The 16,308-nt window shown below is 43.5% G+C and carries 14 protein-coding genes; 1 reads left to right on the top strand and 13 read right to left on the bottom strand.

Annotation, left to right across the window (positions count from 1 at the left end; all coding sequences use genetic code 11):
* Positions 1-3: 3 nt before the first annotated feature.
* The 12 genes from nuoM to ndhC form a co-directional block, all read right to left on the bottom strand.
* A complete protein-coding gene (gene nuoM, locus F944_RS04445) occupies positions 4-1,611 on the bottom strand; it encodes an NADH-quinone oxidoreductase subunit M (RefSeq protein WP_004987384.1) in 1,608 nt (535 codons plus the stop codon).
* A 1-nt stretch (position 1,612) separates the two neighbouring features.
* Positions 1,613-3,508 carry an NADH-quinone oxidoreductase subunit L gene (gene nuoL, locus F944_RS04450; RefSeq protein ID WP_004987385.1) on the bottom strand — a complete coding sequence of 632 codons (1,896 nt, stop codon included), beginning with the start codon at positions 3,506-3,508 and terminating at the stop codon, positions 1,613-1,615.
* Positions 3,505-3,813: an NADH-quinone oxidoreductase subunit NuoK gene (nuoK, locus tag F944_RS04455; RefSeq protein ID WP_004987386.1), complete on the bottom strand. Its 309-nt coding sequence runs from the start codon at positions 3,811-3,813 to the stop codon at positions 3,505-3,507. The genes nuoL and nuoK overlap by 4 nt, the downstream gene beginning before the upstream one ends.
* A 2-nt stretch (positions 3,814-3,815) precedes the next feature.
* Positions 3,816-4,331, bottom strand: a complete 516-nt coding sequence (gene nuoJ, locus F944_RS04460; RefSeq protein WP_171063253.1) for an NADH-quinone oxidoreductase subunit J — start codon at positions 4,329-4,331, stop codon at positions 3,816-3,818.
* The gene (gene nuoI, locus F944_RS04465; RefSeq protein ID WP_004987388.1) at positions 4,331-4,873 is read right to left on the bottom strand and encodes an NADH-quinone oxidoreductase subunit NuoI; all 543 of its coding nucleotides are present in this window, start codon (positions 4,871-4,873) and stop codon (positions 4,331-4,333) included. Before nuoI ends, nuoJ begins: the two co-directional genes overlap by 1 nt.
* Before the next feature lie 18 nt (positions 4,874-4,891).
* The gene (nuoH, locus tag F944_RS04470; protein ID WP_004987391.1) at positions 4,892-5,908 is read right to left on the bottom strand and encodes an NADH-quinone oxidoreductase subunit NuoH; all 1,017 of its coding nucleotides are present in this window, start codon (positions 5,906-5,908) and stop codon (positions 4,892-4,894) included.
* A gap of 3 nt (positions 5,909-5,911) precedes the next feature.
* Complete coding sequence (gene nuoG, locus F944_RS04475; protein WP_004987393.1) at positions 5,912-8,593, bottom strand: NADH-quinone oxidoreductase subunit NuoG; 2,682 nt, start codon at positions 8,591-8,593, stop codon at positions 5,912-5,914.
* A gap of 11 nt (positions 8,594-8,604) precedes the next feature.
* Complete coding sequence (gene nuoF / locus F944_RS04480; protein WP_004987395.1) at positions 8,605-9,936, bottom strand: NADH-quinone oxidoreductase subunit NuoF; 1,332 nt, start codon at positions 9,934-9,936, stop codon at positions 8,605-8,607.
* A complete protein-coding gene (gene nuoE / locus F944_RS04485) occupies positions 9,933-10,442 on the bottom strand; it encodes an NADH-quinone oxidoreductase subunit NuoE (RefSeq protein ID WP_004987397.1) in 510 nt (169 codons plus the stop codon). The genes nuoF and nuoE overlap by 4 nt, the downstream gene beginning before the upstream one ends.
* 12 nt (positions 10,443-10,454) lie before the next feature.
* A complete protein-coding gene (gene nuoC / locus F944_RS04490) occupies positions 10,455-12,242 on the bottom strand; it encodes an NADH-quinone oxidoreductase subunit C/D (RefSeq protein WP_004987402.1) in 1,788 nt (595 codons plus the stop codon).
* A gap of 87 nt (positions 12,243-12,329) precedes the next feature.
* Positions 12,330-13,007, bottom strand: a complete 678-nt coding sequence (locus F944_RS04495) for a NuoB/complex I 20 kDa subunit family protein (RefSeq protein WP_004987404.1) — start codon at positions 13,005-13,007, stop codon at positions 12,330-12,332.
* 6 nt (positions 13,008-13,013) lie between these two features.
* Positions 13,014-13,565 carry an NADH-quinone oxidoreductase subunit A gene (ndhC, locus tag F944_RS04500; protein ID WP_004987406.1) on the bottom strand — a complete coding sequence of 184 codons (552 nt, stop codon included), beginning with the start codon at positions 13,563-13,565 and terminating at the stop codon, positions 13,014-13,016.
* A gap of 683 nt (positions 13,566-14,248) precedes the next feature.
* Here ndhC and F944_RS04505 point away from each other — a divergent pair.
* A complete protein-coding gene (locus tag F944_RS04505; protein ID WP_004987409.1) occupies positions 14,249-14,605 on the top strand; it encodes a hypothetical protein in 357 nt (118 codons plus the stop codon).
* A 31-nt stretch (positions 14,606-14,636) separates the two neighbouring features.
* Here F944_RS04505 and bfmS read toward each other — a convergent pair whose 3' ends face one another.
* Entirely contained in the window at positions 14,637-16,298 is a 1,662-nt protein-coding gene (gene bfmS, locus F944_RS04510; RefSeq protein WP_004987410.1) for a sensor histidine kinase BfmS, read from the bottom strand.
* Positions 16,299-16,308 lie beyond the last annotated feature (10 nt).

The raw sequence follows: 16,308 nt of genomic DNA on the forward strand, positions 1-16,308 counted from the left end.
GGCTTATTGGATCTCCACATTACTAAGCTGAGTCGCTGCTTGCTGAGTCAAGTCAACCACAGGTTGTACAGGACTATAGCTATTGGCTAACCATTGCATGCTTGAGTGCGATACGTCGAGGAAGGTTTGAGGATAAAGACCCAACCAGACCAAACCAATCAGACACACCATCAAAATAACAAGCTCACGTAAATTCAAATCTTTAAGCGGTTGAACATAGTGCTGTTTTTGTTCAGGGTTTGGCTCACCAAACAATGCTTTATGAATCAAAATCAAACCATATAGTCCTGCAAAGACCAAACTCACCGCAGCGATAATCGTGAACGCAGGATATTTATTAAATGAACCCATAAGGATCAGGAATTCACCAATAAAGTTACCTAGTCCTGGTATACCCACCAAAGCAGCCACAAAGAACATCAGGAAGAATGGTAAATATTGAAGCTGTCCACGCAAACCACCCATCAGGCGTAAATCACGCGTATGTAGACGCTCATAGACTTGACCAGACATAATGAAGAGTGCAGCAGAAGATAAACCATGTGCCAGCATCATGATCATTAAACCCTGATAGGTCAGGATATTACCGGCATAAATCGCAAGAAGCACAAAGCCCATGTGCGAAATTGAGGTATACGCCAACAAACGTTTCATATCGGTTTGCTGATAGGCACACCAAGCACCGTAGAAAATACCAATCAAACCAAAAATAATCGCGATATCTGCAAATTGTGCCGAAGCCGCTGGGAAGAATGGAATCACAAAACGGAGTAAACCATACGCAGCAGTTTTAATCAAAATACCTGCCAAGTCTACTGAACCCGCGGTCGGTGCCTGAGCATGCGCATCGGGTAACCAGCCATGCAGTGGAAATACAGGTAATTTCACTGCAAAACCAATAAACATACAGATCATAAAGGCATAAGCAACCGCAGGTGCTTGCTGATCAAGTGTATTGGCGACTGCAAGCAAGTAGTTGTAATCAAATCCGATCGAACCTGTCATCATGTAGCCATAGACCACCAGACCCAGAATACCAATCAGCATGATTAAACCTGCAATCTGGGTATAAAGGAAAAACTTGGTAGCCGCATAGACACGTGATTTTCCGTCTGCACCACGGTGACCCCATAGTGCGATCAGGAAGTAGATTGGAACCAGCATCATCTCCCAGAAGAAGAAGAACAAGAACAAATCAACTGCAAGGAAAACCCCGATCACGCCACCCAAAGACCATAAAAGGTTTAGATGGAAGAAACCGACATTTTTCTGGATTTCACCCCATGAACAACCAACTGCCAAAACACCCAGTAGTGCAGTCAGGCCAACCATCAAGAGTGATAAACCATCAATAGCAAGATGGATATTAATCCCTAAAGTCTGAATCCAAGGAAGATTAAACTCTGCTGACCACGTTGGAACTCGAGCACCAAGCTCATAATGAAATTGACCACTTTGCCATAGTGCAAGTGTCAATCCCAAAGTCACGAGCATACCAATTAAGGCAATCCAGCGCGGTAAATGCTGATCGAGCTTGTCGACCAACCAGCAAACAAAACCAGCAATGAAAGGAACTAAAATCAGCGCGGGTAAAATTAAATTGTTTTCCATTTTATTTCCCCACCACCTGAATAACGATAAGGATCATCAACAGCACGACGACACCAAGCGACATACTGGAAGCGTATTCACGCACTAAACCAGTTTGACGTGAACTCGTAAATTTGTTGCCGCCTTTCACTAAGGCAGGCAATACCAGCCACATGCTATCGATTGGATCTCGACCTAAAAGTCTTGCTATAAACAAATAAGGTTTTACAAACACGATGTTATACAAGGCATCAAAACCAAATGCAGTACGACAAATATGCACTAAACCTGAACCCAAACCACTTTGAGCAAAAGATTTAACTGCCGCGTAAGCAAATACAAACAACAAGATTCCTACGATTAAACCCGCAATCGCAATACCGCTTGCCAAATGTTCTGCGTGAGAAACCGCAGCTTCCAAACTTTCTGGAATCACAAAACTTGGAATATTAGCACTGCTTAAAAGCTTCAAAACTGGAGCTTGTAAGAAGTAACCGAAACCTGTCGATAAGAATGCAAGAATAGCCAAAGGTCCCCAGTAAGTCACACCATGAATAGCATGTGCTTCTGTTTTTTCTTCGCCAAAAAATACCACCCAGATTAAACGGAAAGTATAAATAGACGTTAAGAATGCACCTGCAACCCCGACCCAATACAAGGTATTGTAAAGTGGTAAGTTTGCAATCACAGATTGTGCATAAACTGCGCCTAAGATCGCATCTTTAGAGAAGAAGCCAATGGTCACGATTGGAAGCGCAGCAAGTGCACCGCCGCCGATGACAAAACACCAGAATACAAATGGAATCTTTTTACGCAAACCACCCATCTTGAAAATGTTTTGTTCATGATGACACGCTAAAATCACTGCACCAGAAGATAAGAACAATAACGCTTTAAAGAATGCGTGAGCCAACATATGGAACAGACCTGCCTGATAGGCTTCTGCACCCACTGCCATAAACATATAACCCAACTGACTCATCGTTGAGTAAGCCAAAATACGTTTGATATCGGTTTGAACCAATGCTGCAAAACCTGCGACGAGCAAAGTTACAGCACCTGTAATTGAAATGAATTGCATCACTGCTGGCGCCATTTCAATCACGCTATGCATACGACTGGTCAGATAGACACCCGCTGTCACCATCGTTGCAGCGTGGATAAGTGCTGAAACAGGCGTAGGGCCTGCCATCGCATCGGCCAACCATGTTTGTAATGGAATCTGCGCAGATTTACCTGCCGCACCCAAGAACAACATTAAAGCGGTCCAGATTGAAAGCGATGAGCTTTGTGTCATCACTGTCGCCGCATTTTCAACGATATAATGCGTATTTAACGTACCAAACTGTTGATAAAGCAGGAACAATGCAATAAGTAAAAATACGTCACCAACACGTGTCACTGTAAATGCCTTGATCGCAGCCCAGCCATTGTCTGGATTTGAATAATAAAATCCAATCAATAGATATGAGCACAGACCGACGCCTTCCCAACCCAAGAACAATAACGCCAAGTTATCGCCAAGCACCAACACCAACATGCTGGCAACAAACAGGTTGAAATATGAGAAGAAACGCGCATAGCCTTCTTCGCCGCGCATATACCATGAAGCAAAGATATGGATGAGGAAACCCACACCCGTAATCATGCCTGTCATCAGTAATGACAAACCATCGAGATATAGCGTAATACCCGGTGCAAAACCACCGACATTAAACCAAGTCCACAAATGTTGGACAAAAAATGGTTGTCCACTGCTGGTAAATGCAAGTCCGGCAATGAGAGCAAACAATGCAGAGAGTCCAACCGAGCCGACACCAATAATGGCTGCGACATTTTCAGAGAGCTTGTCGCGCCCTACCGCTAATAAAATAAAACCGATCAGCGGAAAAAGAATCGTTAAATATAAAGTACTCATCCGCGCATCTCACTAGCAGCATCCACATCCAGATGGTGGAAGCGATGGTAAAACTGAAGGACAATCGCAAGACCAATACAAGCCTCTGCCGCAGCAAGAGTCAAAATCAGGATAAACATAATCTGACCATCAGGTTGTGCCCATGCACTTCCTGCTAAAACAAATGCCAATGCCGCAGCATTCATCATGATTTCAAGGCTCATCAACATAAAGAGAAGATTGCGTCGCACCATTACACCGTAAAAACCCAGTGCAAAAAGAATGGTTGCAACAATCAAACCATGTTCTAAAGGGATATTGCCCATTGTTATAGTTCCCCTTCTGCACTTGGTTCACGTTTACCTAAGTGGAATGCTGCAACTAATGCTGCAAGCAATAACATCGCGGCAACTTCAACCAATAATAAATAATGAGTAAACAAAGCTTGACCGACTGCTTTTGGACCGATCACTTCACGACCCATGACTTGTCCCGGTACCGTGTAATCACTTGATAACATCCAGACCAAAGTCAAACCGAGCAGAAAGCTCATCAGTGCTGGAACTGCCCATGTTTCAGAGCTCAACCACTTACGTTCTTGTTCCACAGTATGCTGACCTAAATTCAGCATCATCACCACAAAGACGAACAGAACCATAATTGCACCAGCATAAACAATCACTTCAAGCGCACCAGCAAATGGCGCACCCACGATCATGAAGATACCCGCTACTGCAAGTAATGAAACAATCAGACTGAGTAAAGCATGTACAGGATTCGCATTGGTCACCACACGAATCGTAGAGACAATGGCCACGAGAGCCATCAAATAAAATGGCCACATCATGGTAATAAACTCCGTACATCGATAGGTGCACTTTCTTTTTGCGCTTGACCTTTACCTTTACCATCAATTGCCATACCCGCAACACGGTAGAAGTTATAGTCAGGATATTTACCTGGACCAGAAATCAATAGATTTTCTTTTTCATAAACCAAGTCCTGACGCACGTACTCACCTAACTCAAAGTCAGGAGTAAGCTGAATCGCGGTCGTTGGACACGCCTCTTCACACATGCCACAGAAAATACAACGAGAGAAGTTGATACGGAAAAATTCTGGATACCAGCGTCCGTCTTCTTTTTCTGCTTTTTGCAGTGAAATACAGCCGACTGGACAAGCCACTGCACACAAGTTACATGCCACGCAGCGCTCTTCACCGTCTGGATCACGAGTCAGAATAATACGGCCACGATAGCGAGGCGGTACAATTTCCTCTGCTGGGACTTCAGGATAAAGAATTGTGTCTCGTTTACGCGTAATGTGGGTAAATACCATCCACAAGGTACGAACGATTGACCCAACTCCAGCTAGAACTTTATACATTTTGTACTCCCTGCTGTCTTAGGCCTGATTCATCAGAATCACAGCACCAGTCACGAGTAAGTTGACTAACGCCAGCGGCAAACAAATTTTCCAACCAAAATTCATGACTTGGTCATAACGCGGACGCATTAAAGAACCACGAGCCAAAATAAACATCATCATAAAAAACGCTGTTTTAATAATGAACCAGAACACAGGCGGAACAAACGGAATTTCAAGGTTAAATGGCGCAAGCCAACCACCAAAGAATAAGGTCACGATCAAGGCAGAAATCAGTACGATATTCACATATTCTGCAACGAAGAACATGCCCCACTTCATACCACCATATTCAACGTGATAACCTTCAGCCAATTCTTGTTCAGCTTCTGGTTGGTCAAATGGATGACGATGCGTGACCGCAACACCCGCGATCACAAATACCATAAAGCCAATAAACTGCGGAATGATAAACCAAACATCGCGTTGCGCTTCCACAATTTCACGCAGGTTAAATGAACCTGCGATGGCAACAACGCCCATCAGGGAAATACCCAAAAACACTTCATAAGAAATGGTTTGAGCCGCAGAACGTAAACCACCCAGTAACGAGTATTTGTTGTTTGATGACCAACCACCAAACAGCACGGCATAAACTGCAATACCCGCCATTGCCATAAAGAACAATAGACCAATACTCATGTCCGCAACGCCAAGCGTCGGACTGATTGGAATCACCATAAATGACAGTACCGCAGTTGCCATTGCCACTGCTGGTGCCATACGAAAGGTCAATTTATCGGCAAACTTTGGTGTCCAGTCTTCCTTGAACATGATCTTCAGCATATCTGCCACGATCTGAAACATACCGCCTGGCCCTACACGATTAGGACCATAACGGTCTTGCCAGAGTGCCAAAAGACGACGTTCAATAAATGACATTAAAGCTGCAATCACAACCACTACCAGCATAATCACAATCGCTTGAACCACAGCATAAGCAATTGGCCAGTTCTCAGCCCAAAGCGGTGTTTGACGCATAATTTCTTGTTGCATGAATTACACTCCTACCGCGACTGATACAGGTTCAGCCAAAGACACCGTCGGTGCCAAACCAATTGGATAACCGATATAACCCGTTGGTAAATATTCAATCACCTGAACAGGTAAGCTCACTGTGGTTTCACCCGCTTGTAATGAAATACGTTCACCATCTTTGAGATTCAAACGAGTTGCATCTTGTTCACCCAAAGCAAAAGTGGCTTCAGGAATACGAGACTGCATGGCAGGTGTCTTAATGGTAAATTCACCCGATGCAAAAATGTGATGCATTGGAACCAGACGGAAACTTTCAGGATTGACCGTAATCGCTGCTGGTGCAACAAAGCTACGTGCAGGACGTTTTGGTAAACGATCAAATAAACGAATACCTGAGTCGCCACCTTTCAAGTGACCACCGACTTCATCTTGGTATTTATTCCAAGATTGTGGCGAGTTCCAACCCGGTGCCCATGCAAATGGAACCAATGATGATGCTTTTTGTGGACCCACATAACCTTCCATCGAGAAAGTTAAAGCTGAATCGACATCCACAGGTTGTTTTGGTTCATGTACAGAAATTGGTGCACGAAGTGCGGTACGACCTGAATAACGACGCGGTTCACGCGCAATTTTTAAACCATGAACACGGTAGCCTGCATCTGGTGCAACGTCCTGAATCGCTTCAAGCACAGGAACATTTTTCACCACAGATTCAATCACATCATCCAGTAAAGTCCAGTTAATCACTTTACCGTTGAGTCCTGTTTCAATAGCATGTAACCAACGCCATGATTCTTTGATCGCATACTCTGGCTTGTAATAGCTTGGATCATAAACTTGGTAGAAACGTTGCGCACGACCTTCCTGACTCACCACTGTACCATCACCCTCAGCAAAACTTGCCGCTGAAAGCACGATATCGGCCTGTTTCACAGTCTCAGTTTCACTGTGATCCAACACAATTACGGTTTGCGCTTTGGCAAGAGCAGCTTTGACTTGAGGTGCAGGTAAACGACGGAATAAGTCATTTTCCACGATCACGACAGTGTCATAATCTTGTGCAAAGGCTTGTTCTAAGCTTTGACCACCAAACAATGCCAGACCCATTGAGTTCACTTCAGGCACAGTCAGTGTAAGACCAGCATTGCCTAGATTTTGTGCGACTTGCGCAGCCGCTTCCATAATCGCTGGATCTTGTAAGCTTGTACCCGAAATCACCAAAGGTTTTTTCGCAGCTTTTAAGCTGTCAGCAATACTTTGAGCAAAGGCTTTGGCATCATCATCTAGACCATTCAGGGTTTCACCTTTCACAGCTGCCGCAATTGCAAAACCAAGACGCGCGATGTCGTTTGGTGATGCAACTACTTCACCTGTTGCGACATCCGCTAAGCGAGTTTGAGTCGCTGCCAAAATATAAATCGGAGATTTCTCATCCTGACCAATACGTTGTACAGGTTCTGCTAACCAGTCTGGAGTACGACGATCCGCCGCCATTTGTTTGGCTTTATTTTTCGCTGCTTGACGAACGGATAATGCCATACGCGGTGCAGTTTGAGTGAGGTCTTCACCTAAAATCAGTACTGCATCATAGCTTTCGACTTCACGCATATTCGGGTTGTAAACACCCTCGGTTTGCATGATTGAAGCCGCAAGTTCAACCAGATTTTGCTCTTTTTGCGACAGGCCTGTTGAGTAGTTTTCCTGTCCGACTAGCTCACGTAATGCATAGTTCGATTCAAGGCTGGCACGTGGAGAACCGATTCCCAGTACTTTTTTACCTTGAAGTTTTACAATGACTTCATCCAGTGCCTGATCAACTGAAACTGAACTGACCGCTTCACCGACACGGAACTGTGGCTGACGCGGACGATCTGCACGGTTCACATAACCCGTACCAAAGCGACCTTTATCGCAGAGGAAGTACTGATTGACCTCACCGTTAAAACGGTTTTCTACACGGCGCAATTCACCATAACGCTCACCCGGAGAAATGTTACAACCTGAAGAACAGCCCTGACACACGCTTGGTGCATACTGCATATCCCATTTACGGTTATAACGTTCAGAGTGAGTTTTATCGGTAAATACACCTGTTGGACAAACTTCTGTCAGGTTACCTGAAAATTCAGACTCCAAAGTGCCAGACTCTGGACGACCAAAGTACACACGCGATGCATTGGCATAGACACCAAAGTCAGTCCCGCCTGCGTAGTCTTTGTAGTAACGCACACAACGATAACACGCGATACAACGGTTCATTTCATGTGCAATAAATGAACCCAACTCTTGGTTATAGTGCGTACGTTTGGTAAAGCGATAGCGACGACGGTCATGACCTGTCATTACGGTCATATCTTGTAAATGACAGTGACCACCTTCTTCACAAACTGGACAGTCGTGCGGGTGGTTGGTCATTAAAAATTCAACCACTGACTCACGAAAATCAACCGCTTCTTTATCTTCGATTGAAATAAACGTATTGTCAGCCGCGGGTGTCATACATGACATCACTAAACGTCCACGGGTATCGTCAGCATTTGCATACTGAGTCACCGCACATTGACGACATGAACCCACAGAACCTAAGGATGGATGCCAACAAAAATATGGAATGTCGATGCCTAGGGACAAACATGCTTGTAGCAGGTTTTCTGACCCATTGACTTCATATGATTTTCCATCGACATGAATTGTAGCCATAGTCGAATTCCTTAAACTTGTTCTACGTGACTGGCTTGGGCAACAGGACGATTGGTCACTTTTGCTTCAAACTCGCTACGGAAATATTTGAGTGCGCCCATAAGCGGCTCCATCGCACCCGGTGCGTGGGCACAGAAGGTCTTACCGATCCACAACTTTTTGGTGAGTTCAGACAAATGCTCGATGTCTTCCATCTTGCCTTCACCATTTTCAAGTGCTTTCAGTGCTTTGACCGCCCAAGGTAAACCATCACGGCATGGTGTACACCAGCCACATGATTCACGCGCAAAGAACTCTTCAAGGTTACGTACCGCAGAAACCATACATTGGGTTTCATCCACCACCATCAACAAGCACGTACCTAAACGCGAACCTGCTTTCATGATGCTTTCAGAATCCATCGGAAGATCAATATGCTCAGCTGCTAAAAAGTCAGTGGATGCACCACCCGGTAACCATGCTTTAAGTTTCAGACCATCACGCATACCACCCGCGTAGTCTTCAATCACTTCACGCGCAGTCGTACCAAATGGCAACTCCCAAAGTCCTGGGAATTTAACTTTACCTGAGGCACCATAAATTTTAGTACCTGGATCTTTGGATTTACCCGCAGACAAACCGATATACCACTCAGGACCACGTAACATGATCGCGGGTAAGTTGTTATAAGTTTCGACGTTATTGACGATGGTTGGACGCCCCCATGCTCCTGCAACTTGCGGGAATGGCGGTTTAGTCCGTGGATTAGCACGACGACCTTCTAGCGAGTTAATCAATGCAGTTTCTTCACCACAGATATAACGGCCAGCACCTGTATGCACAAACAGCTCAAAATTCCAGCCTGTATCCAGAATATTGTCACCCAAATAACCTTTGGCACGAACTTGTTCCAAAGCTTCATTTAAGTATTGAGCCGCTTCAATATATTCACCACGAATAAAGATATAACCCTGCGTTGCCTCTAAGGTATAAGCAGCGATCAACATGCCTTCAATCAATTGGTGCGGAAGACGTTCCATCAACAAACGGTCTTTGAATGTACCGGGTTCCATTTCATCGGCATTACAGATGAGATAGCGTGGACCACCATCATTCGGTGCCATGAGCGACCATTTAATCCCTGCTGGGAAACCTGCACCACCACGGCCTTTGACCGTTGCTGCTTTAATGACTTCCAAAACTTCCGCAGGTTTCATTTCAATGGCTTTCTTAAAGCCTTGATAACCCTCTAAAGCTTCGTAATCATCGGCATTGCGGACATGTTCCTGTTTACTCAAACGCCAAGTCAGTGGATGAGTTTCTGGATTACCTTCGCCATAAATCGGTTTTGGTTCAGTATTCATACATACTTCTCCAATAACTGTTTGACCGAAGATACATCTACCAAACCATGGGTATCTTCATCAATCATAAGTGTTGGGCCTTTATCACAATTACCTAAACAGCAAATGGGTAATAAGGTAAAACGGCCATCTTGCGTGGTTTGACCATACTGAATACCCAGCTCACGTTGGAACGCTTCAGCCAAAGTTTCAGCACCCATCAAGAAGCAGGCAATCGAGTCACACAATAAAATTACGTGACGACCCACAGGTTGGCGATAAATACGGTTATAAAATGTCGCCACACCTTCCAAATCTGCAACGCTAATCGTTAATAACTGCGCGATTGCATTCATCTGTGCATCATCTACCCAGCCATTACGGCGTTGTACGCACTTCAGTGCATCCAATGATGCCGCACGTGGATACGGATAGTGATCAATGTGATGTTCTATTTCGTGGATTTCATCCGCAGTCAAAATCCCTTCAACATTCACACGTGGCTTTTTATCAGTCAAAATCATCATAATGCGTACCCCTTAGCGATCCACGTCGGCCATAACCACATCAATGGTTGCCAGATAAATGATCAAGTCTGAAACCAGACTACCGTTAATCACAGATGGAATTTGCTGTAGATGGGTAAAGGTCGGTGTACGAATACGAGTACGATAACTCATGGTTGATTTATCAGACGTCAAATAATAGTTAGACGCACCTTTCACCACTTCCGCCATCACAGATGCTTCACCCGCTGGCATGACAGGCCCCCATGACACACTTAAGAAGTGCGTAATCAGAGTTTCAATATCTTGCAGGGTTTTATCTTTCGGTGGTGGAACTGCCAGAGGATGATCCGCTTTATACGGACCAGATGGCATATTATCCAGACATTGTTTCACGATTTTGAGCGATTCTTCGATTTCGCGATAATGCACCATGACACGAGCATAGGCATCGCCTTCATACTCAAGTGGTACTTCAAAATCGTAATTTTCATAACCACTGTATGGACGATATTTACGCACATCAAAGTCAATACCTGTGGCGCGTAAACCAGTGCCTGTTATTCCCCAAGCCAATGCAGATTTTGCATCATATTGAGCAACATTACGGGTACGACCTTCAAATACTGAGTTTTTAAGTGCAGCAGTATGATATTCCTTCAAACGCTTTGGCATCCATTCGAGAATGTCACGAATCAGTTTTTGCCAGTTGTTTGGAAGGTCATGTGCTGTTCCACCGATACGGAACCACGCAGGATGCATACGGAAACCTGTGATCGCTTCAATCGCGTCATAGATTTTTTGACGATCGGCAAACATATAGAATACTGGGGTCATACCACCCGCATCCTGAATCGCCGTACCGATATATAACAAGTGGTTGTTGATACGGAACAATTCCGACATCATGACACGGATACATTGCGCACGTTCAGGCACTTTAATACCCGCAAGCTGCTCAACGCCCATGACATAAGGCATGTTTTGCGCACAACCGCCCAAGTAGTCCACACGGTCGGTATAGGGAATGAACGAGTGCCAAGTTTGACGCTCAGCCATCTTTTCCACACCACGATGGTGATAACCGATATCAGGCACACAGTCTTTGACTTCTTCACCATCTAACTGTAACACCACACGGAACGCACCATGTGCAGATGGATGGTTAGGACCCAAGTTCAGGAACATGAAATCCTCATCGGCATTTCCACGTTTTAATCCCCAATCTTCTGGGACAAAACGTAAATGTTCCTGTTCAAAATCCTGCTTGGCTTTGTTCTGCATATACGGGGTATATTCGGTCGCACGTGCAGAATATTCTTTACGCAGTGGATGCCCTTCCCAATAAGTTGGTAACAAAATTCGACGTAGCATCGGATGCCCTTCGAAATTGATCCCAAACATATCGTAAGCTTCACGTTCGTACCAGTTGGCATTTGGCCAAATATTGGTGGCTGTTGGAATGTTAATATCATTCTCGTTCAGCGCCACTTTGATACGAATATCACTATTACGTTCTAATGATAATAAGTGATAGAACACCGTGAAATCAGATGCAGGTAAACCATCACGGTGGGTACGTAAACGCTCATCCACCGCCGATAAGTCAAACAACATCACATAAGGACGTTCTACTTTACGCAAAAACATCAGTACATCTTGTACGCGTGCGCGCTCAACCCAGACAGTCGGAAACTCTTCACAAGTCGGTTGCACGTAGAAGTTTTCACCAAACTTGGTTTGGAGTTCCTCTACAATTGCAAATGCTGGGCGTGAATCAACTGGAGTCGATTCTGGCATAGCAATGTCAGTTTCAGCCATTGGCTTGGCTTCCTATTTAATACAAATTCAGTCAATTTTTCTGATGAAACATATCCAGTCGATATATCAAAACTTCATCATGAATAATTATTTAATTTCATCCATAGAGCGTAGGTTTTTCACCGCAATACGCTCAGCATTTTTGCGATCGCGTTCTGGCATCATCTTTGGCTTATACACTGGCTTAAGATCATCACCGATTACGGCAGAAAGTGGACGGCGCTCTAATTGAATTTGGTCTTGGAGTAGCATTAATGCTTGAATCAATGCTTCAGGACGAGGCGGGCAACCTGGGACGTACACGTCAACAGGAATAATTTTATCGACGCCCTGTACAACCGAATAAATGTCGTACATACCGCCTGAATTTGCACAAGCTCCCATGGAAATGACCCATTTTGGCTCAAGCATTTGCTCATAAAGACGTTGAATAACGGGCGCCATTTTGACAAAACAGGTTCCAGCAACAATCATCAAGTCAGCTTGACGCGGTGAAGCACGAATAACCTCGGCACCAAAACGTGATAAATCATGGACACCTGTTAAGGTGGTTGCATACTCAACGTAACAGCATGAAGTCCCAAAGTTAAATGGCCAGACTGAGTTTTTACGCCCCCAGTTGACCACATTATGCATCACATCTTCCAGACGGGTCATGAAGACATTTTTATTGACTTCTTCTTCAAGCGGATCAGTGACAATTTGGCGTTCTTGCAAAGGATATTGATCAGCACTCGGATTCGCACGGGTTAATGTATATTTCATCCCGAGTTACTCCTGTTCAGATGAGGTTTGAGTCGCTGAAATAGACTTCATACGACCTGAGGATTGAGCTGGAATGTGACCTGTAGGGTCCATCACCAACTCCTCAATAGAATTGAAGCGGGTAATATCAGCAATATTCATCTGTGCAGAACCCACTTTGGCCTTAATTCCTGCTGATTTACGACGATCTGCTGGTGCCCAGTTCAATGCACCTACAGCAAATGCATAAACCAAAGCAATCAATAAATCGACAACAAAAATTACAACAGTCGTAAAACCAAGCCAACCCACTTCACGGACAGAGGTTGCCCATGCGTATAAGTAGAGTGCTTCAAGGTCAAAAACAACGAAGAAAATCGCGACCAAATAAAATTTTGCAGACAAGCGGATACGTGCCCCACCTGCGCTCACAACACCTGATTCAAATTGCTCTTGCTTCGCGCGCCCCCACGATTTACCCCCTAGGAGCAAGGGAACGGTAAGCATAAAAACGCACAGAAATGTAACACCGATCACGAAGGCAATAGTTGCCCATTCGTATGGAGTAATGGCACTCATGCGGGGATAACTCCTGGCAGGCCTATTATTTAACAAAGAATGTATGTATTGGCCTTCAAATACACCAAACATAAAATTAATCCCGCCAATTGTACCTGATTTCTAATTTCTGTTGCTAGGTGAAGTACCTTAGTCTTTAGGATGATTTTTTGGACAATTTTAGAAAATATAGGGCTTGAACGCTAAATCCACTGGTATTTATCGGTTTATCAAATCAATTCTCATATTATGATTATTTTTTTCATTTTCTTACATTTTAACCAATATTTCGGACAATTTTGTCCTAAATCATGATTACACCTTTAACCATCACTTATCATGTATTTTTTTGAATTATTTTGCTATTTTCTCAAGAAATACCCTCAACCTCAAACTTGGCTTAAAATCAGCCTACATTAAACGGTGATTTTGCTGAAAATTAAAGCTCTAAAAGACTATCTCAAGTTCAAAAGAGCATGCTATTTTGAGAAGTAGATCATGCTGAACTCGAGTGGTATTTTTTACTTCAATTCAAATTAGGATTGAAATAAAACTGATTAAACAAGCAGAATTTCTAAATGAGGAAAATATATAAAATTAGATCTATAAATCTTTGCAATTCAGTTACATGCTTTAATTAACTTTATACACATCAACCTTGAGCCAATGTGTATGCTAAAAACAAAGAATAAGGAGTAAAATCAATGAGTCTGCACTATACACATAAGCCAAACTATTTTCTTTATGCTCAATTGCTCATTCGACATATTCAAGAATATGTGCAAAAGCATCCCGATGCAGACAATGCAATTTTTGATTTACGTGATATTTATGACCTGTTTCGTCAGGATCTCGCATCAACCACAACCAATCTAGAAGGTATTCTTAACATTACGGATGAATATCGTATTGAAACCATCAATGGTGATCAAAAAATTATTAGTGGTTATAAAATCGATGCAGAAAATAACTTTCTCTTAATCGATTTTGATCAAGATGCTTTAACCAGTTTACGCGCAGGCAAAGCCCTAATTGCACCAGATGCGACCTTACAAGAATAAACTGATTCAAATCAGACAAAAAGAAAGCACTCTAATGAGTGCTTTCTTTTTGTTTTGACAGATTTTTTTGTTTAAGCTTTTGATTAAAGCGTTTTGCTGGCCAAAGCATAATAAAACGCGCACCACCCAAATCAGGACTTTCATCCACACTAATGGTTCCACCAAACCAGTACGCAATCCGACTCACAATAGATAACCCTAAACCATAGCCACCTGAAGCCCGTGTACGACTATCATCCAGACGGGCAAAAGCTTCAAAGATACGTTTCCGATCTTCTTCAGGAATACCAGAACCATCATCCTCTACACAGACAAAAGCATTTCCATCTGCGCGGATACCACCACTCAAGCGAACTTTATGATCACAATGACGTACTGCATTACCCACCAGATTTTGTACGACACGATGCAAATAACGACGTTCTGCATCTGCTATCACATAATTCGGCGGGGGTATCAGCTCAATTTCTTTTTGAGTTTTTAGCGCCTCGGTTTCAACGGCGACCTGATCCAACACATCAATCAGAGCAATTTCCTCAAAATCCAGCGAAGGTGTCCCCTGCTCTAACTTGGCATAAGTCATGATCTCATCAATTAAGGTATTTAAGGCCTCAATATCTTTATCAATCATTTCCATTTGCTGAATCCGATAATTGTAATCATCTTCTTCAGCCAGCATTTCCATCCCGAAACGGACGCGTGCCACAGGCGTTCGTAGCTCATGCGAAACTGCGCGCATCAATTCGCGCTGCGCTTCAATCAAACGCTGGATATGATCTGACATATTGTTATAGCTCGATGCCAGATTGGCCATCTCATCACTACCATCAATAGGCACTCGCAAAGATAAATCGCCAGACTTCATGCGATTTAGAGCGAATCGTACCTGTCTGATTTTTCTCTCTAGCGGTAAGATCAGTCCATAAACCCCTAAACTCAACAGAAATAAGCTAAATAGGGTAATTCCTGCCGATAACTGAAATGGCATCCAGTTAAACATAGGCACTGGACCTAAAACCAAAACCTCAGTCGGATTATTCGGCATCGGAGAAACAATGGAGATCGTGGTTCCGCGTACCGTTGCGCTGTCTTTATACAACATCACACTTTGATCCTGACGCAAACGACCAATTTGCTCAGAATCCAGTTGGATATCTTTAACATCCTGAATGGTGATTGGATAAGAAAAATGCTTTTGAATACGATTAATGTATTCTTTTTCCTGACCTGGATAATAAATCAAGTAGTCCAAAATAAAGATGGGAAGCGCTTTCATTTGGCGCTCACCAATTTTATCTACTTTGACATAGAGGAAATGTTGATTGTCTTCGGGCAAACCAATAATGACGTAAGCAATGCTATTTTCAGCATCATAACGAACAACTGATTTTTGTTCTTCAATACGTTTCTTTTCTGTTCTGGAAAGCTCAATTTTATTTGACGCCACATAATAAATTGGCAGTTCAAGTAAATCAGAGGCATCTGAAATCCAGTCCAGTTTTTGTTGTTCTCCCGGCTGTCGAGCAACACCTTCACTGATGACAAAAGAAATACCATCCGTCAGGGATTCACGATATTCCTGAGCACGTTGGTAATTGATGATCTGAACCAGCAAGTAGCCAAATAAAGCCACCAACATAACCAAGACCACCAAACCAGCATAAATGCGTAAGAAGATACTGTGTTTAAACACTCGATCAACC

The sequence above is a fragment of the Acinetobacter ursingii DSM 16037 = CIP 107286 genome, assembly GCF_000368825.1.
Lineage (GTDB): Bacteria > Pseudomonadota > Gammaproteobacteria > Pseudomonadales > Moraxellaceae > Acinetobacter > Acinetobacter ursingii.